The sequence below is a fragment of the Kroppenstedtia guangzhouensis genome (assembly GCF_014637345.1).
In the GTDB taxonomy this organism is placed as follows: domain Bacteria; phylum Bacillota; class Bacilli; order Thermoactinomycetales; family DSM-45169; genus Kroppenstedtia; species Kroppenstedtia guangzhouensis.
In genome coordinates, this window is record NZ_BMEX01000009.1 from 36736 (window position 1) to 60365 (window position 23630).

General features: G+C 52.0%; 23 protein-coding genes and 1 pseudogene. 20 read left to right on the plus strand and 4 right to left on the minus strand.

What is annotated here, in order from left to right; genetic code table 11:
* Window positions 1-5: 5 nt before the first annotated feature.
* The 8 genes and pseudogenes from IEV46_RS12200 (at window position 6) to IEV46_RS12235 (ending at window position 8176) form a co-directional block, all read left to right on the plus strand.
* Complete coding sequence (locus IEV46_RS12200) at window positions 6-1271, plus strand: hydroxymethylglutaryl-CoA reductase, degradative (RefSeq protein WP_188432834.1); 1266 nt, start codon at window positions 6-8, stop codon at window positions 1269-1271.
* A gap of 3 nt (window positions 1272-1274) precedes the next feature.
* Entirely contained in the window at window positions 1275-1685 is a 411-nt protein-coding gene (locus IEV46_RS12205; protein ID WP_188432835.1) for a hypothetical protein, read from the plus strand.
* Window positions 1682-3034 (plus strand): tripartite tricarboxylate transporter permease, encoded by a 1353-nt coding sequence (locus IEV46_RS12210; RefSeq protein ID WP_188432836.1) that lies wholly within the window; start codon window positions 1682-1684, stop codon window positions 3032-3034. Before IEV46_RS12205 ends, IEV46_RS12210 begins: the two co-directional genes overlap by 4 nt.
* Before the next feature lie 167 nt (window positions 3035-3201).
* Window positions 3202-3663 (plus strand): annotated as a pseudogene (locus tag IEV46_RS12215) (RNA-guided endonuclease TnpB family protein); the annotation flags it as partial.
* Window positions 3664-3679: 16 nt separating this feature from the next.
* On the plus strand, window positions 3680-4417 hold the full coding sequence (locus tag IEV46_RS12220) for an ABC transporter ATP-binding protein (RefSeq protein WP_188432885.1): 738 nt from the start codon (window positions 3680-3682) through the stop codon (window positions 4415-4417).
* Window positions 4414-6084, plus strand: coding sequence for a putative ABC transporter permease subunit (locus IEV46_RS12225; RefSeq protein ID WP_188432837.1), 1671 nt, complete (start codon window positions 4414-4416; stop codon window positions 6082-6084). Before IEV46_RS12220 ends, IEV46_RS12225 begins: the two co-directional genes overlap by 4 nt.
* A gap of 121 nt (window positions 6085-6205) precedes the next feature.
* Window positions 6206-6832 (plus strand): 3D domain-containing protein, encoded by a 627-nt coding sequence (locus IEV46_RS12230; protein WP_188432838.1) that lies wholly within the window; start codon window positions 6206-6208, stop codon window positions 6830-6832.
* Window positions 6833-7291: 459 nt separating this feature from the next.
* The gene (locus IEV46_RS12235; protein ID WP_188432839.1) at window positions 7292-8176 is read left to right on the plus strand and encodes a DNA-3-methyladenine glycosylase family protein; all 885 of its coding nucleotides are present in this window, start codon (window positions 7292-7294) and stop codon (window positions 8174-8176) included.
* Window positions 8177-8186: 10 nt separating this feature from the next.
* Here IEV46_RS12235 and IEV46_RS12240 read toward each other — a convergent pair whose 3' ends face one another.
* Window positions 8187-8411 carry a hypothetical protein gene (locus IEV46_RS12240; RefSeq protein ID WP_188432840.1) on the minus strand — a complete coding sequence of 75 codons (225 nt, stop codon included), beginning with the start codon at window positions 8409-8411 and terminating at the stop codon, window positions 8187-8189.
* A gap of 255 nt (window positions 8412-8666) precedes the next feature.
* Between IEV46_RS12240 and IEV46_RS12245 the strand changes: the two genes are divergently transcribed.
* A complete protein-coding gene (locus IEV46_RS12245) occupies window positions 8667-8813 on the plus strand; it encodes a hypothetical protein (RefSeq protein WP_188432841.1) in 147 nt (48 codons plus the stop codon).
* Between the two features lie 36 nt (window positions 8814-8849).
* Here IEV46_RS12245 and IEV46_RS12250 read toward each other — a convergent pair whose 3' ends face one another.
* Window positions 8850-9797 (minus strand): mechanosensitive ion channel family protein, encoded by a 948-nt coding sequence (locus IEV46_RS12250; RefSeq protein ID WP_188432842.1) that lies wholly within the window; start codon window positions 9795-9797, stop codon window positions 8850-8852.
* A 375-nt stretch (window positions 9798-10172) separates the two neighbouring features.
* On the opposite strand from IEV46_RS12250, the gene IEV46_RS12255 reads away from it, so the two are divergent.
* The 3 genes from IEV46_RS12255 (at window position 10173) to IEV46_RS12265 (ending at window position 14107) form a co-directional block, all read left to right on the plus strand.
* Window positions 10173-11582: a WD40 repeat domain-containing protein gene (locus IEV46_RS12255; protein WP_188432843.1), complete on the plus strand. Its 1410-nt coding sequence runs from the start codon at window positions 10173-10175 to the stop codon at window positions 11580-11582.
* A gap of 23 nt (window positions 11583-11605) precedes the next feature.
* On the plus strand, window positions 11606-12742 hold the full coding sequence (gene mutY, locus IEV46_RS12260) for an A/G-specific adenine glycosylase (protein ID WP_229736082.1): 1137 nt from the start codon (window positions 11606-11608) through the stop codon (window positions 12740-12742).
* Between the two features lie 150 nt (window positions 12743-12892).
* Entirely contained in the window at window positions 12893-14107 is a 1215-nt protein-coding gene (locus IEV46_RS12265; RefSeq protein WP_188432845.1) for a VanW family protein, read from the plus strand.
* 60 nt (window positions 14108-14167) lie between these two features.
* On the opposite strand, the gene yfhS is transcribed toward IEV46_RS12265, so the two are convergent.
* On the minus strand, window positions 14168-14410 hold the full coding sequence (yfhS, locus tag IEV46_RS12270; RefSeq protein WP_188432846.1) for a mother cell protein YfhS: 243 nt from the start codon (window positions 14408-14410) through the stop codon (window positions 14168-14170).
* A 216-nt stretch (window positions 14411-14626) separates the two neighbouring features.
* Between yfhS and IEV46_RS12275 the strand changes: the two genes are divergently transcribed.
* From IEV46_RS12275 to IEV46_RS12285, 3 genes are all read left to right on the plus strand, one after another.
* Window positions 14627-15346, plus strand: coding sequence for a hypothetical protein (locus IEV46_RS12275; protein WP_188432847.1), 720 nt, complete (start codon window positions 14627-14629; stop codon window positions 15344-15346).
* 157 nt (window positions 15347-15503) lie between these two features.
* The gene (locus IEV46_RS12280) at window positions 15504-15950 is read left to right on the plus strand and encodes a GNAT family N-acetyltransferase (protein ID WP_188432848.1); all 447 of its coding nucleotides are present in this window, start codon (window positions 15504-15506) and stop codon (window positions 15948-15950) included.
* A gap of 173 nt (window positions 15951-16123) precedes the next feature.
* Window positions 16124-17413 (plus strand): S8 family peptidase, encoded by a 1290-nt coding sequence (locus IEV46_RS12285; RefSeq protein WP_188432849.1) that lies wholly within the window; start codon window positions 16124-16126, stop codon window positions 17411-17413.
* A gap of 59 nt (window positions 17414-17472) precedes the next feature.
* Here the strand turns inward: IEV46_RS12285 and proC are convergent, their stop codons facing one another.
* Window positions 17473-18303: a pyrroline-5-carboxylate reductase gene (proC, locus tag IEV46_RS12290; protein WP_188432850.1), complete on the minus strand. Its 831-nt coding sequence runs from the start codon at window positions 18301-18303 to the stop codon at window positions 17473-17475.
* Window positions 18304-18765: 462 nt separating this feature from the next.
* Here proC and IEV46_RS12295 point away from each other — a divergent pair, with 462 nt between their 5' ends.
* The 5 genes from IEV46_RS12295 (at window position 18766) to IEV46_RS12315 (ending at window position 23216) form a co-directional block, all read left to right on the plus strand.
* Complete coding sequence (locus tag IEV46_RS12295) at window positions 18766-19308, plus strand: DUF402 domain-containing protein (RefSeq protein WP_188432851.1); 543 nt, start codon at window positions 18766-18768, stop codon at window positions 19306-19308.
* Between the two features lie 11 nt (window positions 19309-19319).
* Window positions 19320-19847 carry a signal peptidase I gene (gene lepB / locus IEV46_RS12300; RefSeq protein WP_188432852.1) on the plus strand — a complete coding sequence of 176 codons (528 nt, stop codon included), beginning with the start codon at window positions 19320-19322 and terminating at the stop codon, window positions 19845-19847.
* 245 nt (window positions 19848-20092) lie between these two features.
* Window positions 20093-20872, plus strand: coding sequence for a GTP-sensing pleiotropic transcriptional regulator CodY (gene codY / locus IEV46_RS12305; RefSeq protein WP_188432853.1), 780 nt, complete (start codon window positions 20093-20095; stop codon window positions 20870-20872).
* Window positions 20873-21004: 132 nt separating this feature from the next.
* A complete protein-coding gene (locus IEV46_RS12310; RefSeq protein ID WP_188432886.1) occupies window positions 21005-22780 on the plus strand; it encodes an ABC transporter ATP-binding protein in 1776 nt (591 codons plus the stop codon).
* A gap of 19 nt (window positions 22781-22799) precedes the next feature.
* Window positions 22800-23216 (plus strand): ATP-binding protein, encoded by a 417-nt coding sequence (locus IEV46_RS12315; protein ID WP_188432854.1) that lies wholly within the window; start codon window positions 22800-22802, stop codon window positions 23214-23216.
* Window positions 23217-23630: the final 414 nt, after the last annotated feature.

The window sequence follows — 23630 nt, forward strand, 5'->3', positions numbered from 1 at the left end:
ATCGTTTGAGCACACGTATACCCGGTTTTTATCGTCTCACGGCGGAACAACGTCTGGAGATGGTGGCCGAAGCAGCGGATTTGACCCAGGAGGAGAGGGATCTTTTGTGCGGAAGGACTCCCCTTGAGATGACGGTGGCCGACCGTATGGTGGAGAACGCAATCGGATACATGTCGATTCCCCTGGGGATTGGACTCAATTTTAAAATCAATGGGATGGATCGCTTTGTTCCGATGGCGACGGAAGAACCTTCCGTTATTGCTGCTGCCAGCCATGCTGCAAAATTGGCTTACCAAACGGGGGGGTTTCATGTCACCGTTACAGGTTCGATCATGCGTGGGCAGATTCAAGTGGTTGGCATCAGCGACCCTTATGGGGCCATGGGGAGAATTTACGAAAACAAAGAAGCACTGTTGCAAGAATGCAATGCAAAAGATCCCACATTGGTATCCCTGGGGGGAGGTGCCAAAGATCTGGAGGTACATGTGATTGAGACTGCCCGGAAAAAAATGGTGGTGGTTCACCTCTTGGTTGACACGAAAGATGCCATGGGTGCGAACTCGATCAACACCATGGCCGAAGCAGTTGCCCCCAAGATTGAAAGTATTACCGGCGGTCAAGTGATTCTGCGTATTATTTCCAATTTGGCTGACCGTCGATTAGTGCGGGCACGGGCTGTTTTTGAAAGCGCTTCAATCGGTGGGGATGCAATTGTCCAAAACATACTTCGTGCTTATGAATTTGCTGAGGCTGATCCATACCGGGCCGCTACACACAATAAAGGAATAATGAACGGCATTTCGGCGGTGGTATTGGCCACAGGTAACGATACACGTGCAATCGAAGCTGGCGCCCATGCTTATGCTTCGCGTTCGGGGCAATATCGTTCCCTCACACATTGGGAAGTAAACAGTGCCGGCAATTTGGTGGGCACATTGGAAATGCCGCTGGCGGTTGGCATCGTGGGCGGAGCGACGCGTTCTCATCCCATTGCCCAGCTGGCTCTGAAAATAATGAAGGTCCGGTCGGTGGAGGAGCTGTCCGGTGTGATTGCTGCGGTCGGCTTGGCGCAGAATTTCGCTGCTGTTCGAGCACTTTCCGCTGAAGGGATCCAGGAAGGGCATATGGCACTGCATGCCCGCAACCTGGCGGTCATGGCAGGTGCGAAAGGATGGGAGATCGATCAAACAGTGGAACTGGCAGTGCAGGCGAAAGATGTTCGTTTTGATACGATCACTAACTTGTTGACTAAAGTCAGAAATCGGAGGTAGCGTATGCAAAAATCGGAAAAGAAGTATATCGAAATTTTGGGCGACACAGTCCATCCAATTCATGTGACTGTTTCCATCATTCTTTGTGCAACCTTCAGCTTGACCGGTTTTTTGGCAGGCAAGCGGCTGTTTCCAGCTATTGCGGATGAAAAGATGATCCTTTCTTACTCTCTGCTGTTGGGAATTGGGAGTGGTTTGGCGGCAACCCTGATCGCTGCCCTCCTATTCAGGCCCAAACGATTTCTCATCGAGTCCACAGCCTCCCCGGAAGAGATTGAGGCGATATTGCATGATATGCAGATTGATCCGAGTGAAGAGGCTGACATGATTCAAAAGGATGCGGTTACACGCAAAGAGATGGAAGAGTTGGGGATTTCCCACATTTTCGTCGGGAAGGGGGACCGTTCTTCATGAGTGTTCTCCTCATTTCATTACTGTTGGCGATCATTGGCGGAATTATTTTTTCAATTATCGGTCTCATTTCCGGGACAGATGAAACCGCCACTCTTGTACCCTTTACATTAATCGTTGTTTTGCTGGGAACACCCCCGGAAGCGGTTTTTGCCTTTTTTATGTCGGCAATCTTGGCGAAACATCTGACCCATGCCATTCCCACTGCACTGATGGGTGTGCCCGGGGATACGATGGCCGTTCCTTTGCTGGACCACGCAGCGGCTTTGAGGAGGATTGGAGTGCCCCATGTGGCGTTGCGCAAGATGGTTTCGGGAGGGGTGCTCGCCGCTTTTATCGCTCTGCCAGTGTCCCTTGCCTTTGCCCAACTGCTTGCAGGGTTTTCTGATTTATTCAAGGAATCTGCCGGTGTGATCTTCACTGTTGCCGCAGTGATCATTGCATACTTTTCCAAAGGAAGGTATGTTAGCATCGTGCTGATCCTTCCCCTTGCAATGTTGATGCAAAGTTTGAATCTGATGGCCTTTGACAATCTGGGGAAAAACTTGAGTATCAGCTTCTTCTTGGGGATTGCCATCGGGCCGATGTTTGCTGATATGATGTTTGCGCTCTCTTCTTCTGCCAGACAGAGTTTGTTGCGTGACCGGCCGAAAGAGTATCATCTGGCACCGGAGGTTCGTTCTTGGAGTGGTTATTTTCCCAATCCCTTTCGGGTGTTGACCAAAAGGCAGACCGCGTATACAAGTGGGGCCGCGTTTCTGTCCTCTCTTACCTTTGCCTTCAGCCCTGTGGGAATGACATCGCTGTTCGGAGAAGCAACTGCTGCACGTACACGTGGATTGTACAAGAAGTCGACGACCAGTCTTTCAGTCATGAACGGAGTAACGGAATCCACCTACATTGCAGAAACCGTGATTCCGTTGGTCGCCTTTGGAATTCCATTGAGTCCCGTTGCCCTCGGACCCGCCGCGGCACTGTTCAATGCGCCTCCGGTGTTCACGAGCGATCCTGTCCATAATCTGCACAGCTTGCTCAGTGTTTGGGATTTCTTGATCTATGGTTTGTTGGGAATGATTGTGGCTTTCTTGATTGCTTACCCATTTACAATGAACTATGCACGGAAAGCGACTGTTTGGGTGATGAAAAATATCAGCCATGAAGCGATCATCGGAATGTTTATGGGGTTGGTTGCAGTACTCGCCTTCTATGAAGGTGAGCTGGTGGGAATCCTTGTCACCTTTGCGGTTGCCACTGTTGGCGGTTTACTGAATCGGATTCTGGGAATGGGTTCCGGAGTACAGTTTATGGTTTTCTATGGTTCCAGCTGGATGTTGGCCCAAATCGTCGGTTAGTCGGGGTGGGCTAAAGGGACCGGGATGAGTTTTATATCTTTGCGAGCGAGAAAACTCCTCCTGGCTTCAGCTATGGGGACTGAGAGCGAGCGTCAGGCGAGGGAGGGGAATGGTTTTCACCTCTCAGCCTGACCTCTTTTGCTCTCTTTTTTGCGTTAGATATCTTGAGGATCCTGTCCCGCCGTCAAAAAGGCGGTTCCAATTGGCACAAAGCCAAAGTCAAGGTGGCAAAGATTCATGAAAAGATCGCCAACGCAAGGCATGACTTTCTGCATAAGCTGTCAACCAAACTGATTCGCGAAAACCAAGTGATCTGTTTGGAAGGCCTGCCAGTCAAGTACATGGTAAAGAACCACAAGCTGGCAAAGTCCATCACCGATGCGTCATGGTCTGAGTTTGCGGCCATGTTGGAGTATAAGGCTAAATGAAGAAGTCTTGTCAAAGTCGGTAAAACTTTTCCTTCCATCCAACTCTGTTCTCGCTGTGGCTACAGAAACAAAGACGTGAAAAATCTCAACCTTAGAGTATGGACATGCCCGGAATGTGGTGTTCATCACGATCGGGACATCAACGCGGCCAAAAACATTGCTTCCAATAACCTGTTTCTTAAATCGGACAGAAGGGCGTGAATGTTGATTGAAACCTATGATCTGGTTTGGAAATGTGAGTAAAACCTATGGAAAATCAGGAAGACCGGCGGTGGAGGGTTTGCAGTTGACAGTGGAGCGGGGGGAGATCTTCGGTTTTCTTGGTCCCAACGGGGCGGGGAAGACCACTACGATCAAGATGGTTACCGGAATCCTGGAGCCGGATATGGGGGAGATCGAGGTGGACGGAGTCTCCATCATTGATCACCCCGTCGAAGCAAAAAGAAAGATCGGCTATGTGCCCGATGGTGCCGATCCTTATCCCAGGTTGACCGGATTGGAATACCTGAACTTCATGGCGGATATTTACCAGGTGGAGACGGACATCCGCAAACAGCGGATCCCGGAATGGGTGGAACGGTTCGGGATGGAGTCGGTGATCGGGAATCTGATCGACAGCTATTCCCGGGGGATGAAACAAAAGATCAGTCTGATCGCCTCTATGATCCATCAGCCACCGGTTTGGATTCTGGATGAACCGATGGTCGGTCTGGATCCCCGATCGTCGGCCATTCTGAAGGAAGAGATGCGCAGACATAGCGACAGGGGCGACACTGTCTTTTTCTCCACCCATGTGTTGGAGGTGGCGGAGCGTTTATGCGACCGTCTGGCCATTCTGAAAGAGGGTCGGCTGGTGGCCACGGGAAAACTGGAGCAACTGCGCAAAGGGACCGGCGGCGATGTGGCGGATGAGCAAACCTTGGAACGCCTGTTTCTGGAGCTGACAGAAGGATGAGGGTGTGGCGTGCGCTGATTCGTGTCTCTTTAAGAAGTCATTTCCGGATCTCTGTGTTGAGAGATCGATATCTGGTGCGGAAGGAAGGGATATGGGAACCGTTGTTGGCGCTGTTGTTTCTTTTGTGTCTCCTCCCTTTTGGCTCATTGATTCTCCTTTTTTACAAGGGGATATATGAGGGGTTGAAATGGGCAGGGCAGGCGGATGCATTTCCGGTTTTAACAACGGCGGCTGGCCTGGTGGGAGTTTTCATTTTCGGCTTCTTCCATATCATCGGTACACTCTACTTCGCTAAGGACAGCGAGGGTTCGCTTTCCCTCCCGGTCACCCCTGCCCAGGTGTTCGGCGCGCGGATGATTGGTGTCTGGATCGAAGAGGTGCTCCTCCTGGCGTTGATCTTTCTCCCGGGGTTGCTCGTCTACGGCTGGTCGGAGGAGCTGGGTTTCCCATATTATGCCTCTCTGATCCCAACGATGGTGATTCTCCCCTTGTTACCCTTAAGCCTGGCTGCCGTCCTCGCGATGGGGTTGATGCGGGTGACCCACCTTCGTCGAAGCCGAAGTTATCTGCGTGCGATCGGTCCATTTCTGGGGATATTGCTTATACTGGGGTTTCAGGTGTTGATTCGGGGCGACTGGATGAAACGGATGGAGGATACGAAAACGCTGGGAACTTGGCTGACCGCCGGTGGTCTGACGGAAACGATCAGCCACTGGCTTCCCCCGGCAACCTGGGTGGGAGAGCTTCTTCGTTTACCCATCGGCGGAGGCGGGGGAGTCGCCTGGTTACTGTTTTTGGGAGTCAGCCTGCCGGCAGCGATCGGTGCGGTGAAATTGGCCGATTGGCTCTATTACCAGGGCTTGCTCGGTGGCACGGGAGGAATGGGCGGGAAGCGGACCCGTGCCGACTGGAGGGAGTCCGTCGGGAAAGAGAGTTGGCCACTGGGAGCCATGTTCCGAAAAGAGTGGCGGATGCTGTTCCGGACTTCCGCTTTCCTTTTGCAGGCGATACTGGGGGTTTTGGTTTTTCCCTTGATGATGTTTGTTCCGATGTGGGTGAGTGGGAATGGGGCTCAAGACGTGGCGGATCTTCAATCCCTGCCTTTCATGGAGGAACTTCTGATCTGGAGCGGTGTGGGGGCGATCGCCTTTCTCACCGGTGTGAACGGGGTGTCCGTCTCCAGCATCTCCCGGGAGGGTAAACAATTCGCCCTGTCCAAAAGCCTTCCCGTCTCCCCAGGTCAGCAAGTATTGGCCAAGTGGCTGTTGGCGATGGTCTTCACCCTTTTTGTGATTGGGGTGGTGGTCGCGATGCAGATACTGGTGGGAGGAGGGGCTTGGGTTCTCCTGTGGACACTTCTCCTCGGGTCCGCTGCGGGGGCCGGAATGGCCGGAGTGGGAATCGTCATCAATCTGATGATTCCCCGACTCGACTGGAACACTCCCCAGGAAGCGATCCGGGGCGGCTACAACGGCCTGTTGATGATGATGATCCAAATGGTTGTGGCGGGCCTGGTGGCTCTGATCGTGTTTCTGATGAAATGGCTCGATGTGCCCGACTCACTGATTTACGGAAGCACTTTTCTGTTGTTATTGGGTGGCAATTACGCTCTGTATCGGGGTCTCGGTTTCCTGGCCGGGGAAAGGTATCGGAAAATCGAGGTGTGAATGAGAACGGACCTCTGGGTCCGTTTTTTTGTGCAGCGGGAAGTATAACCCCCCACGGATTGGGCGAAGATGGATATTGAATCTAGCAAAAGAAATCTATTATTTCATGAGGTGATCTTCGATGAGCATAAACCGATGGTTCGTGGCCGCTCTCAGTCTGGCGGGAGTAGGGGTGTTGGCGGCGGGGATGAACAGCGGGGGACCGTGGTCGGATCGAGCGGAGGCCGGGGCGAGCTACACCACGGTGTCTGTAGCAAAGGGAGACACCGTGTACCGGATCGCCCGGGAACATGGGTCTGATGTCCATACCATCGCTAAGTTGAACGCACTGAAAGACCCATCCCTGATCCGCGTGGGGCAGAAACTGAGGGTTCCCGTCAAAGGGGAAGTCGTCCAGAATGAGAGGAAGGAAGAAGAGATCCCGGTCATGGCCAGAGGGAAATCCCTCGGCGAATTCACATTGACCGCCTATACTTCCGGTCCCGAGTCGACAGGGAAATCCCCGGACCACCCCGCCTACGGTGTCACATCCAGCGGGGCCCGGGTGGCGGAGGGAGTGACGATCGCTGTGGATCCGGAGGTGATCCCGATCGGGTCCAGAGTGTATATCGACGGAATCGGATATCGTGTCGCCCAGGATACAGGGAGCGCCATCAAAGGAAAGCGGATCGATGTATATATGGATCAAGTGAATCAAGCCCGTCGGTTCGGTGTGAAAAAAGGAGTTCGGGTAGAGTTGGTGGAATAATCCGGACCGAGAGAAAGGTCATGGGGCTTCCGTGGCCTTTTGGGTGTTAGCTGTATGGGTATGGTGTGTCCGGAATTCCAGAGGGAAACACAGGGAGGGATGGGTTTCACATGGAGTGATTTTGGATCGTAAGAACAACGTAAAGGTCATGTGAGGCCGATCCCGACCGACCGGCCGCCACTAATTCACAACGCTTCCAGTGCTCCTTCAACAAACATTGGTAAGAACCCACAAGAGTGAGGACGGCGGAGTTTGATTCGCTTTTGCACCCACAGCACAAGTCTCGCCAGGGCGCTTTCCTCCCCAGTCTCGCAATGCGTTTGTAGGAGATCGGAGACCGTCGCGCGTCTCGACCTCCACCAATGGCTTTGTCAGGACCCCCTGGAGTCTCGCTTGGGACAGCATTTCCAGAGGAAATGATATAATTGGGGAAGTTACTCCGAAAAAGGGGGGGCGTGAATGGTCGTATTGCAACTGGAGCCTGTGCAACCCTACTCCTTTGAAGCGACTACCCGTCGCCTGGCCCATTTTGAAAAGACAGCCTACCAGTTCCGGGAGGGTTTCTTTTACCGTACCCTTCATTTGAAGGACCGGCCGTTGGTGGTGGGCATTGGCTGGGACGGTGCACAAATTCTTGTCCGGGCAGAGGAGGAGCTCTCTGAGGCGGATCGCCAATGTTTAAAAGGCATGATCCGGCGGATGTTTTCTCTGGATGTGGAATTGGGACCTTTTTATGAACAGATGAAAAAGGAGCCCCGCTTGGCTCCCATTTTTGAATCACGAAGAGGTCTTCACTTTGTCTTGGACCCCACCTTGTATGAATGCCTCATAAAAACGATCATCAGTCAGCAGTTAAACCTCGCCTTTGCGGCAACCCTGATTGAGCGTCTGATCGAACGGGCAGGAGAGAAAATCCCTTTTCGAGAGGAATGGTTGCCCGTTTTCCCCACCCCTTCCCAAGTGGCCGGCTTGGAATACGAGGACCTGCAGCGACTGCAGTTTAATCGCCGGAAGGCGGAGTATGTTATCGACATTTCGAGGAAAATTGTTGCTGGAGAGCTGGATTTGGAAGGGATGAAAACGCTTCCGGATCAGCTTGCGATCGATCAACTGGTCTCTTTGCGGGGGGTGGGACGCTGGACGGCCGAATGCCTCTTGCTGTTTGGAATGGGCCGTTCCGATCTGTTGCCGGCAGCGGACATCGGACTTCGAAATGCTCTGAAAAAAGCTTATGGGCTGGATCAGCAACCGACAGAAGCCGATGTCCGGCAGTGGGGGGAGAATTGGACACCTTGGCGGAGTTATGCCACATTTTATCTGTGGGATTATCTCAGCGGGAGTTGAAGTTTAGCCCTCAGGCCTGTTCCAACTCCTGCTTGTATCGGTTGAGAAGATCCAATGCTTTTTGGGAATCCTTTTTGGGAACGAGGAGTTGGCAGGTGGTCCATTGTTTCTTACCACGGTGGATTCTCAGCTCACTGTGGATGTTATGCCGTTCCAGACGGTTGCGTAGGGAATAAATCACCCGGGGAGTGCCGAAGGATTGGTGGATGACGATCATTTTCTCACGAAATAACATGTGGTCACCTCGACTCTGCTGAAATTCCCGTTGTTGCAGAGGGGATGTGAAGGAGATCAAAAACACCGGTCTGCCCTTTTATTCAGAATATGCCACAGAGGAAAAACGTGTAACAGTGACGGAGACGTTGCAACTAGGTTACAATAACATTTTATTTTTGTAAAATAAATTGAAATTGACCACAGAAGACTGATTTCCCTACGGATAAAATCCCCTTGGAAGATTACAACATTCAAAAGGAGTGTGCACTTTCATATGGCTAAAAAGAGAAAGCAAAAAGTGGTCCGTCAGGTGAACCACGTGGAAACCATGGGCAGGGATTTGAAACGAGTGGCTTTATGGGTGGGAATTTCTGTGGGGGTGACCGCTGTGATCGCAGCGGTCGTCAGAAGTACCACCTGATGATGAAAAGATCGGCTGGGGGAACTCCCTCAGCCTTTACGTTTCCAGATTCCCTTTGCCGGGGAAAATCGTAGGGGTCTCCGGGGACACTTTCATAATCTGGTGCGGGTAGGCGATCTCGATTCCCTTCAGGTTGAAAGCCCGGATGATCGATTTCCGCATTTCCCGTTCGGTCGACCAGTACTCTTCAGGTGTCACAACGGCCGTAATGGTGTATTCCACTCCATCCTTCCCGATGTTGGTGATTCCGTAGATACTGAAAGGTTCGATCACAAAGGGAGCCAGTCGGCGCCCCAGGTCTTCGTTCACCTGATTCAAGGTCTTCTGAACCAGTTCCTGATCCGTCTCAAAGGGGACGGTCACGGCGACCAGGGGTCGCATCTGATCACGGTTGTAATTGGTCACCCGGGAGATCTCCCCGTTTGAGAAATAATGCAATCGCTGATTGAACTCCCGGATCTTGGTCACCCGCAGACCGATCTCCTCGACGGTTCCCGTGACATCCCCATTGATCTGGACGTAATCGCCAACCTCCATCTGTCCTTCAAAAATAATAAAGAAGCCACTGATTACATCTTTCACCAGACTTTGCGCACCGAAACCCACCGCCAACCCGACGATTCCCGCTCCGGCCAAAATGGAAGTGACCGGAATTTCAAGTTTCTCCAGGATGGCGATTGCGGCAATAAAATAGATGACATATCGGGCGGCGGACTTGATCAGACGTCCGAGAGTCGCTCCGCGTTTTTCTTGAAACCGGCTCAGATTGAGCAACCGATCGATCACCTGTCCGAGATAGCGGAGAGCGAGCCAAGTCAGGAAGATAATGAGGGCGATCTGTGACGCCGGAATCAGAACATGATCCACCAGAGGACTCCACAGCTCACGGGTAGGATCCTCGGCAATTTCATTGAATTTGTCTTGGATTCCTTCCATCTCTTTGATCCATATGATCCCTGACAAGTGATATATTAACAGCTTCATAGCTTTCACCTTCACAGTGCGGTGATCCGGAATCAACCGGGGGATCACCGGGGATGATTTCTGCACCATTATAGCACAGGAGAAGAGGATTGAAATCGTGTCTGATACATCCATCGCTTGAGCCGGTTATGACAACTTCCCTAAGAAATCTCAATTACTGAGCCCTGCCTGAGAGTGTGCTCAAACAAGGAAATCCAGCTCAAAAGATTCCCCTTAATTCTCGCTGTTTTTTTTGGTACACTTAAGCAAAGGAGTATTTTGCCATGGCAGGGAAAGCCGGACTTTTGTCCGGCTTTGGCTGACCTGTTTGGAGCCATCGATATCCACTGTCTGAATGAATGGAAAGGTTTTCACTGACGCGGAGGGACGTGGCGGATGGAGAACCATGGACAAAAATGGGGCAAAGAGGCCCCAGGTTTGAAAGGGATGGTTGCGTTCAGGCGGTGCCGGTGGAAACGGTGCGGTCTGCCAGTCCTGCTGCTGTTGCTTCTCTGTGGGGGGGTGATCTGGTTTGGCTGGGTCACGGGACGGGACGCCGGCCCACCCGGCGTATTGTTTGAAGCTGAATTCCGGGAAGTAACCCCTTATCTGTTTCAAAATGACCATTTATACTTCTGGGGAAAGACGAAAAGTTCAAGCGGATATTATATTTTTGATGTGAAGAACAACCGCTTGAAAAAGGTGAATTGGACCAACCAATATGGGGACAGCAACGCCGTTCATCACCTGGGGGACGGAATCAAGATCCATATCCGGGATTCCAAAAAAGACCGAAAGCTGTTTTTGGAACGGGGTGGCCGGATGGTGAAAGTGTCTGATTCTCTGCCTCTCGTAAAAGAACCGGTCTCTCTCTCCCCGAAGGGCAATGCTTTTGTCTATTGTGAAAAGTCCGGATCCAAACTGACTCTTCATTTGTACACAGTGCAGTCGGGGCGGGCTGTGATTCTTAAAAAAGGGGTGGAAGAGGCGGCTGTTTCCGGAGAGGAATGGGCCAACTGGTCTGCAGACGGCCGCTACCTGCTCATCGGAAATGAAATTTACCGGAGCGCTGATGCGAAACGGGTGTATACATTGGCCGGCGGTCATACCGGTGTTTGGAGCCGCCAGGGAGCTCGGCTCGCCTATGTGGTTTCTCCACAGAAAAGAAAAAACAACGAGGAAAATCCCGAAGAACGCCCTGTCCTCCTGGGAAGCAGAGTCTCTGTGTTCCACCCGGACCACGGGAAGACGGAGACGCTCTACCGGGCTGTGAAAGGAAGTTGGATTGTCGGACAGCCTGCCTGGGATCCTGCGGGCCGATATCTGGCATTTCCCACGGGAAAACAGCAAGACGGGGAAATCTTCTTTGAAGAGGTTCATGTTACCGACGGGAAAATTTTTCACTATGTGGAAAGCGAGCAAAATCTTCTTTCCACCCGATTGAAGCATTTGACTTTGAGCCCGGGCGGTGACTATCTGTGCTATGCGATCAACGGAATTTTAAAGTTGGTTGACTTGAGGACCTTGGAATCCCGGGTATATGATGTATATAACCAAGTACAGAGCGACTCGGACTATGTCCGCTTCGACCCCGGGGGCGTCTGGTTGGCGCAAAACCATGAAATCCTGTTTGTAAAGGATAACATGGAGGAAAGAGAGGTATATCGAACCCGGCAGAAAGTGCTTGGTTTTCACCTGTCCGGGAAACGGGACAAACTGCTGGTTCGTGAAGAGTCGGCGAAGGGACAGGTTCTGAAGTTGATCGACCTTCGCAATCTGCCGAACACCCGGGAACGAGACAGCTGAGAATGGAGCAGGGAGGGCATTCCATGGGTGGAAAGGATCATCGATCGATCCAAGCCCCTGATGATGACTGGATCCAGGCGGTCCGAAAAAAATTGTTGGACTGGTATGATCAGAACCGGAGGGATCTTCCCTGGAGAAAGAACAAGGACCCGTACCGGATCTGGGTGTCGGAGATCATGTTGCAGCAAACCCGGGTGGATACTGTCATCCCGTATTATGAACGATTCATGTCCTTATTTCCCACACCGGGAGAGCTGGCTGCAGCAGACGAAGAAGAGGTGATCAAGGCCTGGGAGGGATTGGGTTATTACTCCCGGGCCCGCAACCTTCACACCGCTGTAAAAGAAGTGGTGGAGACATACGGTGGAGTTGTACCCGATGATCCCGAGGCCGTCTCCCGATTGAAGGGAGTGGGTCCCTATACTGCGGGGGCGATTTTAAGCATTGCCTATAACCGTCCGGTTCCGGCAGTGGACGGCAATGTCTTCAGGGTGCTCTCCCGTTGGTTTGCTTTGCGGGACGATGTGACCCGGTCTTCCACTCGCCGTAAGTTTGAAGAGCTGGACCGGCTGTTGATTCCGGAAGATCGTCCGGGGGATTTCAATCAAGCTTTGATGGAATTGGGGGCTCTCATCTGTACCCCGGTTTCCCCGGCCTGTGAGGGTTGTCCCGTGCAAGGAGAGTGTCGGGCCCGTCATGAAGGAATCCAGGCGGAATTGCCTGTGAAGACCAGAGGGAAGCCACCTGTCCCCGTTCGTATGACCTTCGGTTGGATCATGAAGGACTCCCGGGTTCTGCTCCAGCGGCGTCCGCCGGAAGGATTGCTGGGGGGGATGTGGGGACTTCCCACTGTGGAATCCCTGCCAGAAGAACCGGTTCCGGGTGGAGCCTTGAGGGATCAATGGGCTACACTCGGGCTGAAATTGGAGCTGGGAACCGTTGTGGGAGAACTGGAACACGTGTTCAGTCACCGTCGTTGGTTTGTCACACTGGTGGAGGGGTGGTGTCTGTCAGAAGAGAATCTGCCTGAAAATTGTCGTTGGGTGGAAGAAAAGGATATTGAGCAATACGCCTTGCCCAATGTATACCGAAAGGCAGTTCGGATGGCGTTGGATCCTCCCCTTCGAAGCCATGGGTTTCGTCAAGGTCGTCTCTTTTAAAAATAAAAACTGCCTTTTTGGGAGCACAATTCACAAACATGCGGAATATGTAAATGATTGACACAGTCTGTTTCCAATACCATCAAGTCCAAAAACAGCGGACGAGGTGGAGCGTCTTCCGCAAGCCTTGTCTGAAGGAGAGGGAAGCAGTTGGAGGAGAATAACAAACTCCCACAAGGTAAACAACAGGAGAATGGGGAACAGTCGCAATTGGATCCAAAAGAGGTTGTCGAAGCAGGGAAAGAGCCGGCTCCGCCCGGGGACGAAACCGGTGAGCAGGAGAAGCTGTCTTCCGCCGGATTGGAATCAGCCGCAGCAGCAGAGGAGAAAAAAGATCCGGTGGAGAAAGGGCCTGCAGACACGTCGACTGCCGGATGGTTGAGCAGACTGGGAGAGAGAATTACCGGTACAGTCTCCGGCATACCGGTGTTGCGTCGGATCCCACTGAAGAAGCTGGGGCCTGTAGGAACAGCTCTTGGAACGATCACGGCGGGGGTTTTGATGTTAGGTATCGGCACCCTGCTGGTGACAGGGGGAATCACTGAGCACACGAGTGCCAAAAGTATCTCCGAGCAACCGAAACCACTCAAATGGATCCTCACCCATGAAGGCCAAACCTGGGAAGCAGACCTGAGGAAAATGGGTTTTGACGGCAAAGATCCAAAAACATTGGATCGTGAGAAGTGGGAGAAATGGTTTGAAAAGGTGGAAAAAGATGTGGAACGCCCCGCTGTGGATGCCCGTATGGAACGATTGGGCGCACCGATTGAGCCGGAGCAGGAGGGAAAGCGCATCCTGGTGAAAGAGGTGGAGAAGTGGCTCTCCAACCTCCCCGAAGGGATCAACAAATCCCGGAAGCTGCCGGTGGAAACTTTGAAGCCAAAGGTGACAGCCACTCAGCTGGAACAGGTGGATCAAAAGCGGATCGGGAAGTACACCACGCGCTATAACCCTGGTGAGATCAACCGGACCACCAATGTCCGTCTGTCCAGTCAAGCGATCAACAACCTGGTGCTACGTCCTGGGGAGGAGTTCTCCTTTAACAAAACCGTGGGACAACGGACAGCACAACGGGGCTATAAGATGGCGACTGTCATTGTCAACGGGGAGTTTACCGACGGGATGGGGGGAGGTATTTGCCAAACCTCTTCCACACTGTACAACAGTGTCGATCGCGCCGGATTGCAAGTGACCGCCCGCTATTCCCACAGTAAGGAAGTCAACTATGTTCCCAAAGGACGTGATGCAACAGTGGCCTGGTACGGGCCGGACTTCAAGTTTCGAAACAGCTTGTCCAAACCGATTTTGATCAAGTCTTCCGCCAATGGAGGTTACTTGACGGTGGAAGTTTTCACTTCACCGTAAAACATAAACTCTCAAAACCCTCTTCCATCACCGGATGAAGAGGGTTTTTTCAGTGATCCCTCAAAAAGTGAAACGATGTTCGTTGTGTCTCTCTCCGTCCTTGGCGGGATGATCTGTCGTTTCCCGTTGAACCCCACCACGCCGCTCAATTTCCCGGTTGATTTGTTGGTGGAGACGGAGCCCCCGTTGATTCAGGAGTGGGGCCACCCAGGACAATATCGAGTGATAGTGGGTCAGTTCATTCATTTCCCACTCCGGGACCGAGACATCAGTCAATTCATCCATCACTCTTCCCGAATACATCTGAACATCACCTCGTCAACAGTATGGAAAATCCGGCTCTTTTCATGCATGAGATAAAGAAAACAAAAAGAGATCCAGGAGAGGCCAAATGGTTTATGAACCGGGATTTGCGGAAAAACTGGTCCCACAGTGGCAAGGAAAAGAGAAATAGGTTGATAGAAGCTGGCATAGATATCGAGATGAAAAGGATCAATCAAGGCGAAAGGGTGGGAATAAATGGAGGGGTCGGAGTGGAGAATAAAAGGAGGAATTCATTGGGCTTTCTGGTTGACGCGAGGGGCGGCGGTAGTCACTTTTTCCTCAGTTGTATTGATCATTCTTTTTCCGGTACGGTTGGATCCTGATTCACTGGGGAACCGGATGTTGTATATCAACCATCATGAGACGGCCATTGTTTGGTCCTGGGCCATGAATTTGTTGACGGTGTTGGCCTTGACCGGGGTGTTTGTGGTTTTGACCCGGATTCTGGCTGCGACATACCGGCCCATCTTGCAAATGGCTCTGATGATTTGGGTGATCGGTGCTGCTTCGTGGATGTTGCATGATTTCATCCAAATTACCTTGATGCCGGAACTTTCCCGGATGTTCCTGGAGCTTCCCACGGAACGACTGGCAGGGTATATCATGGATTGGGAACAGCTGTTGACCCGACTGTTTGGAATGTTCAGCTGTTCTTGTTTCGCCGTGAGTGGATTTATATACACCGCCATCATGTATCGTACGGCGCAATTCACCAGCCGATTTGCGGGGTTTTCCTCCAGTGTTTGGGGTTTTCTGCTGATCTCGGCTATCATCTTTCGCTGGGAAGAACGGCTGGTACTCTGGTTCATCGCTTGTTCCTTGTTTATGCTGGTGATTTGGACCTGGTTATTGGCAGGGGAAATTTCCCGGATCAAACAGCGGGATTCGGACCGGACAGCTGTTTCCGGGGCTTGATCCCCTTGGTTTTCAGGAAAAGAGAATGGATTAAAAAACGGGAGAAATGAGATTCATCGAAGGTGAGTAAGCGTTTTCTTCACAGAAAGATCACAATTGCATTGGCGGTTCCCTTTTTAGTACACTTATCTAACCATCGTCACAGGAGGACTTATCTATGAACCTGCGTTCTTTTCAACTTTCCGATATCCATGCTGTAATGTCCATTTGGCAGTTGACGGCTTCCCGTCAACGGGAACAGGAGACATTGAAAATTTTGTCAAAGCAGCTGGCCTGTGACCGGGATTTGGTGGTGGTGGCTGAATCAGAGGGACGGGTGGTCGGTGCCATCGTGGGGACGATGGAAAAAGACACCGGCTTTTTCTACTGCCTGGCGGTACATCCCGAGTTCCAAGGGTGTGGAGTGGGACGTCAGCTGGCAGAGCTGTTGGAGAAACGATTTTACAGTAAGGGTGTCCGTCGGATTCAGGTGATGGTGGATGAAGGGACGGAAAAACTGTATCCTTTTTACCATCATCTCGGTTATCAGGGAACCCGCCAATCTTCGATTTTGGAGAAAAAATGGCTTTATAATCTGCAGGATGCGTTGGATTCCGCCAATTAAATCCAATGGGGGGCCGTCAAGGAGCCAAAGTCGGCATATTTGCTGATGTCCTCGTTGATCACCGGGCAGGCCCGTTTTCGGAATTTATTATCGTAATTTTTAAATTATTTAATCTTAACCAGGCAGGTGATTTATATAACAATCACCAATTTACGGGGTAGGAGGTGTGAGTCATGAGCATGAGAGAGACAGCTTGGTTTGAGAAACCGGACCGCTTTGATCCGGGACTTATCCAGGAGTTGAGGCGGTTTCGGGAGATTGGCGGCCATGAGGAACGAGATGTGATTCCGGTGATCATCAGGTTGAACCGGGAGGCGGATTCCCGCCGGCACCAGGACGTGATCGATCTCTGCAAAAATTCCTCCTGTAACCGATATGGCGGCGAGTTGGGATTGGTGGGCGGTATTTACGGCAAAGTCAGCCCGAACACCATTCGGGAGATGGCGGATCACGAAGGAGTCTACAAAATTTATCATGACCGGGAAGTGCGGGCTTTTCTCGATATTGGCACCAAATCTGTCGGGGTGACTGATGTCCGGGTTCGGGAAGGTTTGACAGGAAAAGGGGTGACGATCGCCGTGGTTGACACGGGGATCCATCCCCACGATGACCTGATGAAGCCAGTCCCCCGCATTGTCGCTTTTGAAGATCTGATCCATGGTCGCAAAGAGCCCTATGATGATCAAGGACACGGGACTCACTGTGCTGGGGATGCTGCCGGCAACGGGTACCGATCGGAAGGTTTGTATGCCGGTCCCGCTCCGGAAGCCAAACTGGTCGGGGTGAAGGTTCTCGACAAGGAAGGAAGCGGCCAGCTCTCCACAGTGATCAAGGGTGTGGACTGGTGTGTGGTGAACAAGGAGAAATACGGAATCCGCATTATTTCCCTCTCACTTGGAGCACCGGCTGTTGAATCTTATCGGGACGATCCCCTCGCACAAGCGGTGGAAGCGGCCTGGCACCGAGGAATTGTGGTTTTGGCCGCAGCGGGCAACGAAGGTCCGCTCCCGGGAACAATCAGCACCCCGGGACTGGATCCCCTCATCCTGACTGTTGGAGCCGCAGATGACCGGAACACTCCCGATGACAGTGACGATATCAAAGCTTCTTATTCCAGTCGGGGGCCGACTGTCGATCTGTTGGTGAAACCGGATGTTTATGCTCCCGGGACCCATATCATCTCCCTGTCGGTACCGGATTCACCCTTGGAGCGGCAATTGCCGGAAAATCGGGTGGGTGAACATTACATCAATCTCTCCGGTACGTCGATGGCGACTCCTTTCTGTGCGGGGGTTGTGGCCCTTCTGTTGGAAGCCAACCCCCAATTGAGTCCCAATGATGTGAAAAGCATCTTGATGTTTACCACCCGGGAGATGACAGGGGATCAAGCCGGATATCTCCGTGTGGGCAAAGCGATCGACTTGGCCAAGGAATATCTCTCATCCCGGGAGGTTTCGGTCTGAAAGGTAACCATCCATACAGTGCCAACGAGGGAAAAGCCTTCTTCTGTCGGAGGGGACTTTTATTTGCCTGCAGTGGAGCGACCCAGTTCCAGAGATCGCCTGCGCGCTTGTTGCACAGCCAGAATCAATGCATCTTGGAACTTGTGTTGGGCAAGTGTCTCCAGACCGGCCATTGTCGTACCGCCGGGTGAAGCGACCTTTCGTCGAAGCTCCGCCGGATCTTCCCCGGTTTCCTGCAACATTTTGGCGGCTCCCAGCAGGGTTTGCAATGTGAGGCGGCGGGAGACGGCGGGGGTGAGACCCATGGAGACCCCAGCCTTCTCCAGTGCCTCCACCAGATAGTAGATATAGGCGGGGCCGCTTCCGGAAAGACCGGTGACAGCATCCATATCTTCCTCTTTCACCACCACGGTGATTCCGATCGAGGAAAAGAAACGGGCGGCTTCCTCCAGGTCGGCTTCCTCGGCGTAAAGGCCGGGACAAAGAGCCGTGGCTGACAGACCCACAGTACCGGATGTGTTGGGCATGGCCCGAATGACAGCGGTTCCCGTGGCGAGTCGCTCCTCGATAAATGAAGTGGAAATCCCGGCGATCACGGAGATGACTCGCTGTCCGGGACGAATATATCGGCCCCATTGTTCCAATGCTTCGGCAGCATCTTTCGGTTTGATCGCCAGAATGACGATATCTGCCTGGGAAACAGCGCTTTTACGGTCAGCGGGAAGAATGACCCCGTACTGCCGGGCCAGTTGACGGACCCGTTCATGATTTTGGCGATTCATGATGGTGATTCTCTCCCCCGTCAACATCCCCCGGCTCAGCAGGCCGGACAAAAGTGCTTCCGTCATGGAGCCGGCACCGATGAAACAGTATGTTGGACGATCCGTCATGATTCCACTCCTCCCTTGGATTTCAGTGTAAAAAAACAACCCTCTCCCGTCCCAAGGACGAAAGAGGGTTTCTTCCGCGGTACCACCTTTATTGACACGATTGTGTCCCACTCATGAAAGACAATGGTTGTCTTCCCCGTCGATAACGGAGAGGTCCGTCACGGCTCATCGCCGCCCGCTTCCGGGGTGGGTCGGAGGTGGATGTTGCCGGCAACCCTTTCAGCCGACGGGGTTGGCTCTCTGAACGGACATCCGGCCTCGCTGGCCCCTTCATCGCGTTTTGCTTCCGCTTATGATTTTTACCTATTATGACCGGGTTGTGAAGGGATGTCAAGGATTCCGGTCTGCAAATAAAACCGGAAAAGGGATTTACAGTTACAGTCCATCAGATCAATTCTGATTTTTATGTTTTATAATCCGACATTTTTGGAGATAAAAGTGAGTAGGAAGGAGATTCAAACGATGAAATCCATTCGGGCGGGGGAAATCCTCCGGATTGAAAGCAGAAAACACGGAGGTGCTTTCCACCGTTCATGGAAGCGATCGGTGGTGTTGGATCCAGGGGAACCCCTCTTGTTGGCCAATCGTGATGTGGAAGTGACGGAGTCTGATGGGCACAAGTGGTTTTCCAAAGGGTTGGCACTCTGTCAGTTTCATAGAAACCATTGGTTCAATACGATAATAATGATTGATACCACCGGCTCTCATCGTTTCTATTGCAATATCGCTTCGCCTTGCAGCTTGGAGAGTCACGGGTTGGTCTACACAGACTACGATTTGGACCTGTTGGTGGAACCGGATCTGACATACCGTTGGTTGGATCGTGACGATTATGAAAGAAATCGGAGCCGTCTCGGCTATTCCCGTGAGATTACACAACGTGTGGAAGAGGCGGTTTCTCAACTGGAACATCTCGTCACGGAAGGCAAAGAGCCCTTTACGTCCGGGTTTGTGCAAAAGGGGGTTCATCGATTCCTTTCCTATGAAAAACAACTGATGGGGTGAAGTGATGCGAGATGAAGGGTGGTAGGCCCCGGTTTGGATCCTGGTTGCGAACGGTCCTGTTGGCTGTATCGGCGGCGCTGGTCATCAACCAGTTTGGGCTGGCACTGTCCGTGGTCAACGGAACCTCCATGATGCCCACATTGGAGAATGGGGATCGATTGTTGATCAACAAATTACACTTTATCTTCAACCGTCCTCAACGGAATGATGTGGTCACCTTCAAGGATCCTTCCCGGGATGGAAAGTATCTGGTCAAGCGGGTGGTGGGAGTGCCCGGAGACCGGATTGAGATTAAGGGAGGAAGATTGTATCGTAATGGAAAAGAGGTTTATGAGCCCTATATCGACACAGACATCGAAGATGGGGATTTTGGGCCGGTGACAGTCAAAAAAGGGAGCATTTTCGTCATGGGGGACAACCGTCATCGCTATGCGAGCAGGGACAGTCGCTACCCCGGAGTGGGGCAAGTGCCGGAAGAACTTCTTGAAGGGAAGGTGGAATTTATCCTCTGGCGACCGTCGTTGAAAAAATTCCTCTGATGGAAACAGTGGAAACAATTTCAAATAATATCAAGAGTCAAAAACTGTTCACAAAAAGCTGATGCCAATTCGCTGGGAACATTGCATAATAGGAGAAGTGTAGAGATTTCGTCCACTTTCTCACATAATTTACAATTCGGCTTTGCCCGGTACATCTCCATTCACCATTGTAATTCTACAAAATTCCGGTGCAATTTGTGAATAAAAGCACAGAAAAACTTACATGCCCATGGAGGGAACGGAAAATGGATTTGTTGGACAAAACCCGTAAGATCTCAAAAATTCTTCAAAAAAATGTAGGCCACCACTTGGTGGACTTTGATCAGGTGGCGGAAGCGCTGTGTGATGTGATCGGTGCCAACCTGTATGTGGTGAGCCCCGAGGGGGAAATCCTCGGTCTGGCTGTCAACCATGAGATCGAAAATGAGCGGATGCAGAAGTATCTCAAGGACCGTCAATTTCCGGAAGAGTATGCTACCATGCTGATGGGTGTGGAAAAAACCTCTCCCAATGTGAGCGTGGATGATCCGTTGACGGCTTATCCCGTGGAAATGAAAGATATGTTTAAACACGGGTACACCACCCTGGTGCCCGTTGTGGGCGGTGGGGACCATCTGGGGACACTGGTTCTGTCCCGGATCAATGATAAGTTTGTGGATGATGATCTGGTTCTTGCGGAGTACGGTGCAACAGTGGTCGGGATGGAGATTCTGCGCGAACGGGCAGGTAAAATTGAAGAAGAGGCACGCAGCCGGGCAGTGGTCCAGTTGGCGATCAACTCGCTTTCTTTCAGCGAGTTGGAGGCTGCAGAACATATTTTCAATGAGCTGGAGGGTACAGAAGGTCTGTTGGTTGCCAGCAAAATTGCCGACCGTGTGGGCATCACCCGCTCGGTGATTGTCAATGCCCTTCGCAAACTGGAGAGTGCAGGTGTGGTGGAATCCCGTTCTTTGGGGATGAAGGGAACCTATATCAAGATTTTGAACAACAAATTGCTTCCCGCTCTTGAAAAAGCGCGGAGCTAACTCGGCAAAATGGCCGCCAATCAGGCGGCTTTTTTGCTGTTGTCGGGGAAAGGGGCATACCCTGGAATTTAAGGAGTTGCGCTCTCTGTTATAATGAGGTGAATCGATCTGAGAGTGGGAGTTGAGTTTGAATTGGGGAGTGTTCGGAGATACCTTCGTTTTGTCCGCCCGTACCGTAAGCAGATTGCGGCAACTATGGTGGTGGGCGTGCTGAAATTCGGCATTCCTCTATTGTTGCCTCTGATTCTGAAATACGTGGTCGATGACATTTTGATGACAAATGCGTCCACAGAGGAAAAACTGAACCACCTTTTTTGGATCCTCGGGGGTGCATTGTTCGTTTTTACGGTGCTGAGGTGGCCGATAGAGTACTACCGCCAGTATTTCGCTCAGTGGACGGCCAGCCGGGTCTTGTTTGATATCCGCAACCGGCTGTTTGACCATATCCAGAAGTTGTCACTCCGTTATTATAATAACCGGAAAGTGGGTCAAATCATCTCCCGGGTGATCAACGATGTGGAGCAGACCAAGGAATTCGTCGTCACCGGGATGATGAACATTTGGCTCGACTTGATCACCTTGTCGATTGCAGTGGGGATCATGTTGTGGATGGATCCCAGGATGACTCTGGTTTCTTTGTCCGTCTTTCCTCTGTATGGTGTGGCGGTCAAATATTTTTATCAGGGATTAAGGAGACTCACGCGAGAGCGTTCCCAAGCTCTGGCGGAGATGCAGGGCCATCTCCATGAACGGATTCAGGGGATTTCCGTAATCCGGGCCTTCAATCTGGAAAAGCATGAGCAGGGGCAGTTTGATAAGCAAAACCGACACTATCTTGGCAAAGCATTGGCTCATTCCCGTTGGAACGCGCACACTTTTGCAATTGTCAATACGATTACAGACATTGCACCGATCCTGGTGATCGCCTTTGCCGGTTATCAAGTCATTCAGGGGAACTTGACCATCGGCGAGATGACCGCCTTTTATGGTTATTTGCAATTGATCTATTCGCCGATCCGGCGCTTGGTCAATTCCTCCACCATTTTAACCCAAGCTCTCGCCTCCATGGACCGGGTGTTTGAGTTCCTCGATGAACCCTATGATATTCAGGATTCTTCGGATGCCCGCTCCGTCCCGCAGGCACGAGGTGAGATCACCTTCCGGGATGTTCGTTTTTCTTATCGGGATGGCGGTGAGGAAGTGCTGAGAGGGATCGATTTGGAGATTGCTCCCGGACAAACGATTGCCTTGGTCGGGATGAGTGGGGGCGGAAAATCCTCCCTGGTCTCCTTGATTCCCCGCTTCTACGATATTCAGCAGGGTAGCGTGGAAGTGGACGGAGTGGATGTACGTGACTGGAAGCTGTCCAACCTTCGGGAGAGAATCGGGATGGTGCTTCAGGATAACATTTTGTTCAGCGGCAGTGTGCTGGAGAATATCCGGATGGGAAAAACAGATGCCTCTTTTGAGGAAGTGGTGGCGGCGGCCAAGGCGGCCAACGCCCATGAGTTCATCACAAAACTCGTTGATGGGTATGACACGGAGATCGGGGAACGGGGAGTCAAGCTCTCCGGGGGACAAAAACAGCGTCTCGCTATTGCGAGGGTGTTTTTGAAGGATCCGGCTATCCTGATCCTGGATGAAGCCACATCGGCCCTTGATCTGGAGTCGGAGCGTCTGATCCAGAAATCCCTAAGACGGCTCGCGAAGAATCGGACGACTTTGATTGTGGCTCACCGTCTGTCCACGATCACTCACGCGGATAAGATCTGTCTGATGGAGGGGGGGCGGATTGTCGAAAGCGGAACCCACCGGGAATTGATGGCGATGGGCGGAAGATATGCCCACCTGTTTAATGTTCAACATCTGGATGGGCCCGATGTGCCGGTCAGCCAGGGCACATCCTGAAACTTGGGGAGGGAGACTGTTGAGCACCTTGATCCCGATTAAAACCGAATCGGATGTCGTCACCATTCGCAGCATGGTTCGGGAAATCGCCGGAGGGTTGGGCTTTGATGAGTTGGACCAGAGCCGCATCGTTTCATCAGTGTCGGAACTGGCGCTCAATGTGGTGCATCATGCGGATGAAGGAACTGTTCTGGTGGAGCCGGTCAACAGGGAAGGAAGGCAGGGCATCCGCATGGTGGTCCGGGATTTCGGTCCCGGGATGGAAGAAACGGAACAAATCCTCAGAATGTCGGAGACTCCGTCAGTGGTGGAAGGACATGGACTTCGCCAAGTCAGGGATCTGATGGATGAATTCATTATCCAGACGGTGAATGGAAAGGGAACTTGTGTTCAAGTTAGCAAGTGGCTCACCCATTCCACTACTGAGATAGAATGATAGTCCAAAAGTATGAGTCGAGGGGTAGGAGGATGCCCCCTTTGAATCACGCCGGTTTCCAACGAATGAAGGACCCTCGGGAAACAATCGTGTCCTTAATGTATCCATATTTTGAACCTTTGCCGGTCTTACTTGACGTTGTTCTTTTGGCTCATCTAAAATGTACATGACTATACTGCCGATCCATTGTATAATGCTCCGTTACCGGACTCATGGATTTGGTCGTTTGAGGAAGTTGTAGAAGAATAGGAAAGAGATTTTAGACGCCTTCTTTGGAAGGATCATCGCTGGTTCCTCCTTAAACCAACAGGAGGAGTTCCAGCGCAGTTTTTTGTCACCCTCTCCTTGGCTTGCAAGTGGATGTCGCAGGAGGGTCCGTCGTTCCGGGAGCGGAAGAGGCGTACGGCAGTAGGC

Bases quoted from the DNA above. Each gene is read 5' to 3' on its own strand.
- lepB (WP_188432852.1), top strand. From the start codon at position 19,320: ATGAAGGGTGGTAGGCCCCGGTTTGGATCCTGGTTGCGAACGGTCCTG.
- IEV46_RS12275 (WP_188432847.1), top strand. From the start codon at position 14,627: ATGGAGGGGTCGGAGTGGAGAATAAAAGGAGGAATTCATTGGGCTTTC.
- IEV46_RS12240 (WP_188432840.1), bottom strand. From the start codon at position 8,411: ATGTTATTTCGTGAGAAAATGATCGTCATCCACCAATCCTTCGGCACT.
- IEV46_RS12245 (WP_188432841.1), top strand. From the start codon at position 8,667: ATGGCTAAAAAGAGAAAGCAAAAAGTGGTCCGTCAGGTGAACCACGTG.
- yfhS (WP_188432846.1), bottom strand. From the start codon at position 14,410: ATGTATTCGGGAAGAGTGATGGATGAATTGACTGATGTCTCGGTCCCG.
- IEV46_RS12210 (WP_188432836.1), top strand. From the start codon at position 1,682: ATGAGTGTTCTCCTCATTTCATTACTGTTGGCGATCATTGGCGGAATT.
- IEV46_RS12295 (WP_188432851.1), top strand. From the start codon at position 18,766: ATGAAATCCATTCGGGCGGGGGAAATCCTCCGGATTGAAAGCAGAAAA.
- codY (WP_188432853.1), top strand. From the start codon at position 20,093: ATGGATTTGTTGGACAAAACCCGTAAGATCTCAAAAATTCTTCAAAAA.
- proC (WP_188432850.1), bottom strand. From the start codon at position 18,303: ATGACGGATCGTCCAACATACTGTTTCATCGGTGCCGGCTCCATGACG.
- IEV46_RS12280 (WP_188432848.1), top strand. From the start codon at position 15,504: ATGAACCTGCGTTCTTTTCAACTTTCCGATATCCATGCTGTAATGTCC.
- IEV46_RS12235 (WP_188432839.1), top strand. From the start codon at position 7,292: ATGGTCGTATTGCAACTGGAGCCTGTGCAACCCTACTCCTTTGAAGCG.
- IEV46_RS12255 (WP_188432843.1), top strand. From the start codon at position 10,173: ATGGAGAACCATGGACAAAAATGGGGCAAAGAGGCCCCAGGTTTGAAA.
- IEV46_RS12220 (WP_188432885.1), top strand. From the start codon at position 3,680: ATGATCTGGTTTGGAAATGTGAGTAAAACCTATGGAAAATCAGGAAGA.
- IEV46_RS12285 (WP_188432849.1), top strand. From the start codon at position 16,124: ATGAGCATGAGAGAGACAGCTTGGTTTGAGAAACCGGACCGCTTTGAT.
- mutY (WP_229736082.1), top strand. From the start codon at position 11,606: ATGGGTGGAAAGGATCATCGATCGATCCAAGCCCCTGATGATGACTGG.
- IEV46_RS12205 (WP_188432835.1), top strand. From the start codon at position 1,275: ATGCAAAAATCGGAAAAGAAGTATATCGAAATTTTGGGCGACACAGTC.
- IEV46_RS12225 (WP_188432837.1), top strand. From the start codon at position 4,414: ATGAGGGTGTGGCGTGCGCTGATTCGTGTCTCTTTAAGAAGTCATTTC.
- IEV46_RS12250 (WP_188432842.1), bottom strand. From the start codon at position 9,797: ATGAAGCTGTTAATATATCACTTGTCAGGGATCATATGGATCAAAGAG.
- IEV46_RS12230 (WP_188432838.1), top strand. From the start codon at position 6,206: ATGAGCATAAACCGATGGTTCGTGGCCGCTCTCAGTCTGGCGGGAGTA.